The following is a 1,219-nucleotide window of genomic DNA, read 5'->3' as shown; positions in this document are numbered from 1 at the left end:
GCGGTGAGTCAATGAGAAAACTGGCGCAATCCGATCACTTAGAGTAAAAATAGGAAGAGAGAAAAACGGCAGGATCAGGTGATCGGAATAAACCGAAACGAGCGATCGCAATCACCGAAATACGCAGTTTCCATGATTACCACAACTATTAATAAAAAGCCTGGCAATCATACCAGGCTTAATTTTGGTGGCAATCTATTTTGGCTATGCGCTCAAAGCATCTGGCCATGTGGTGAATTATTGACCGCGATGAAATCAGCTCTTCACTTTTGACTTAATGTTAGGATGAATCCGAGAAATAGCGGTGGACTCAGGATACTTTGAAGACATAGTGTCAATAAACCGATAGAGTTTGGTGTATGCTTTCTTATCAACACCGTAGGTAAATGCGAGCAAACCATTTAAATGGTTATATTCTTCGTTTCGACCAACAAATGCATAATGAATTTTTGCTCTAATTTCTCTTAATTTTTCTCGCCCTATCCCTACATTTTTTTGAGAAATGATGAGACCGGTAACTTGCTTTTTATTCTTAGTTCCACTCAATTTAGTTTTATTACGATTAATTTTAAATCCTTCATCAGAAATAATTGTCCCAATAAAGTCCCTCGCCCTCTCTATCTTATTTATAGTCTGAGCAGAAAGAGTAATATCATCAGCATAGCGAGTATATGTTATACCCCTAGGCCCTGTATAACCATGTATTCGAGCGTCTAATTTAGCACATACTAGATTTGCAAGTTTAGGTGAAGTAGGAGCCCCTTGGGGTAACCAATGCTGAAAAACACACAGATTAGTGAGTATACTGCTAACGTTTTTGTTATAACCAACTGAGTTAAAAATATTGTAGATTTTATTTGCTGGTATATTAGGGAAAAAATCCATTATATCTAAAGATAGCAGATAATTAGCACCTTGATGAGGTAAAGCGTTTTCTAGTATAGAAGTACCCACATCAAATCCTTTTGAATGCTCGGAGGTGGATAGTTTATCCAAAATATTTCTTAGTATCCAAGCTTGCACAGCTTTCAACTCTCGATTAGGTTGAGATATCTGACGTTTCTTACCGTTACGCTGTACAAGTTCATAAGTGTTATACCGAATCAACTTGAAGATGCAGGCTTGAGAACCTGAAAATGATCATTAATTCGAGATGTCAAAGAGCCTGCGATCTCTGGAAGAGTCACAGAAAAAAATTGGTCTATTGCCGCCTTGAAGT

At 37.7% G+C, this 1,219-nt stretch carries 1 protein-coding gene and 1 pseudogene; both read right to left on the bottom strand.

Features of this window, described 5'->3' with window-relative positions; genetic code table 11:
* Positions 1-255: 255 nt before the first annotated feature.
* The gene (locus EYW48_RS21160; protein ID WP_277433045.1) at positions 256-1,107 is read right to left on the bottom strand and encodes a retron St85 family RNA-directed DNA polymerase; all 852 of its coding nucleotides are present in this window, start codon (positions 1,105-1,107) and stop codon (positions 256-258) included.
* Positions 1,104-1,219 (bottom strand): annotated as a pseudogene (locus tag EYW48_RS21155) (IS630 family transposase); the annotation flags it as partial. The pseudogene EYW48_RS21155 and the gene EYW48_RS21160, both read right to left, overlap by 4 nt.

It is taken from the genome of Vibrio sp. 1180_3 (assembly GCF_029478545.1).
Lineage (GTDB): Bacteria > Pseudomonadota > Gammaproteobacteria > Enterobacterales > Vibrionaceae > Vibrio > Vibrio aestuarianus.
This window is presented reverse-complemented; position numbering and strand designations above follow the sequence as displayed.